3 protein-coding genes are annotated in these 2,082 nt (G+C 64.1%); 2 read left to right on the plus strand and 1 reads right to left on the minus strand.

All coding sequences use genetic code 11. The features are described 5' to 3' along the window. Positions 1–36: 36 nt before the first annotated feature. Positions 37–1,032, plus strand: coding sequence for a xanthine dehydrogenase accessory protein XdhC (gene xdhC / locus EOA60_RS30320; protein ID WP_095824425.1), 996 nt, complete (start codon positions 37–39; stop codon positions 1,030–1,032). Between the two features lie 30 nt (positions 1,033–1,062). Here xdhC and dps read toward each other — a convergent pair whose 3' ends face one another. Further along, positions 1,063–1,551: a DNA starvation/stationary phase protection protein Dps gene (gene dps, locus EOA60_RS30325; protein ID WP_066995949.1), complete on the minus strand. Its 489-nt coding sequence runs from the start codon at positions 1,549–1,551 to the stop codon at positions 1,063–1,065. Between the two features lie 248 nt (positions 1,552–1,799). Here dps and EOA60_RS30330 point away from each other — a divergent pair. After that, positions 1,800–2,082 (plus strand): PhzF family phenazine biosynthesis protein (locus EOA60_RS30330; RefSeq protein ID WP_164899663.1); only part of this gene is annotated, 283 nt, incomplete at its 3' end.

Consider the following 2,082-nt stretch of genomic DNA (forward strand, 5'->3'; position numbering starts at 1 on the left):
GCGAAACGCTATATTTCCTGGGTGGAAATGCAGACGATGAACTCGAAAGTGCAAAGCCTGAAGGCGTTTCTCGGCCAGACCGGCCGGGTCGCGCTCGTCGAGGTCGCGGCCACAAAGGGGTCGACCCCGCGTGAGACCGGCGCCTTCATGCTCGTCTCGTCATCGGCGATTTTCGGCACCATCGGCGGGGGCCAGCTTGAATTCATGGCGATCGACAAGGCGCGGCAGATGCTTTTCTCCTCCTTTGAGGGGGCGATGGCCGCGAAGCGGCCAGAGGGGGTGCGCTCAGAAGGCACCACGACAGCGCCGAGCACTGCGCCGGTGACCCAACCTGGCGGCTCCGCCGCCACCCTACCCTCGAGGGGGAGGGAAGCCCGCATCGAGGTCGACGAAACCTGCGCGACCCTAGATGTTCCATTGGGTCCTGAAATCGGCCAATGCTGCGGCGGCCGCGTCGAGGTGCTGATCCGCTTGGTTGACGCTAGGATCGAACAGGAACTGATCGCCAAAGCCGAGGCCGAGGAGGCGCATCTGCCGCATGTCTATGTCTTTGGCGGCGGCCATGTCGGCCAGGCGCTGGCCGCGTCGTTGGCGCTGCTGCCCATTCATGTGGAGGTCGTCGAGACGCGGGCCGATGCGCTGGAAGGCATGCCGGAAACGGTTGAGACGCGGCTGACGCCGATGCCCGAAGCGGTGGTGCGCGAAGCCCGTGCGGGATCGGCCTTCGCCATCCTCACCCATGACCATGCGCTGGATTTCCTGATCGTCGCCGAGGCGCTGAAGCGCGACGACGCCGCCTATGTCGGCATGATCGGCTCGAAGACCAAGAAGGCGACGTTCAAGAACTGGTTCCTGAAGTCCGACGAGGGCAGCGAGGCCCAGTTCAACCGTCTCGTCTCGCCGATCGGCGGCAATGCCGTGAAGGACAAGCGCCCGCCGGTGATCGCCGCGCTCGCCGCCGCCGAGATCATGACGGCGCTGGTGTCGCATGCGGTCCAGGCCTCGGCCGCGCCCAAGGCGATGGCCGGCTGATTCAGCCGGCCATGGGAGGAGCCTAGCCGGCTATTCCTTTTCCTGCGTATGCGCTTCGAGGAACCACAGCAATTTGTCGAGCGAACGCGAGTAGGCGGTAAAAATGTCGGCGGTGTCGGCATCGCCGGCGTCGTCCGCCTCGTCGATCGCCTCACGCGCCAGCCTGGCAGCGGTAGCATAGCGGTCGATCAGCGCCGCCAGATGATCCTTGGTCTTGTGGATGTCGGTCGGATAGGGCTGGAGCTTCGTTGCCCTCGACACGTCCTGCGAGGTGCCGTGCGCGGTGCCGCCAAGCTGCACGGCGCGTTCTGCGATGATGTCGACATGGCCGTCGATCTCCTCGCGGAACTCGTCGAGCATCTCATGGATGGCGATGAACTGCGGGCCCTTGACGTTCCAGTGCGCCTGCTTGGTGACCAGCGCCAGGTCGATGGCATCGGCAAGCCTGGCATTGAGAAGATCGATCGATTCCTTCTTGGCGTCGGATTTGAGGTCGTTCTTGGTGACAATGGCGTCCATGGTCGGCTCCTGTGGCGCTGGGTCGCTGTGAAAGCTGGGGACTGGTCTCGAAGGGCGGCCGTGCAGCCGCCAATCGCCAGAACGGCGACGGAGCGGGTTTCGTTCCGCGTCGGATCGAGGGGCGCGCAGCTGGCGAAGGTATGACTGATGCTCACAGCTGCTCGTCGCTTTCTTCGTTTCCCAAACCGGATTGAACCGTGTTTTCTGCACGCCTGGCGAACACGAATGACGAACACGGGACGAGCGACATGGATGTCTTGCGCATAGCGGCATTTTCGGACGGCAACAGCGGCGGCAACCCGGCCGGCGTGGTGATTGGCGAGGTTCTGCCCGACGCCGCAGACATGCAGCGCGTCGCTGCAGAGGTCGGCTTTTCCGAGACCGCCTTTGCCGCACGTGAAGGCGACGGCTGGCGTGTCCGCTACTTTTCGCCCGAATCGGAAGTGCCGTTCTGCGGCCATGCCACCATCGCGCTGGGCGCGGCCCTCGTTAGAAAGTTCGGTGACGGAATTTTCAAGCTGCTCCTGAATC

The sequence above is a fragment of the Mesorhizobium sp. M1A.F.Ca.IN.020.06.1.1 genome (assembly GCF_004023265.1).
Lineage (GTDB): Bacteria > Pseudomonadota > Alphaproteobacteria > Rhizobiales > Rhizobiaceae > Mesorhizobium.

Coding starts and splice junctions, on each gene's coding strand:
- dps (WP_066995949.1), bottom strand. CDS start 1,551: ATGGACGCCATTGTCACCAAGAACGACCTCAAATCCGACGCCAAGAAG.
- xdhC (WP_095824425.1), top strand. CDS start 37: ATGAACTCGAAAGTGCAAAGCCTGAAGGCGTTTCTCGGCCAGACCGGC.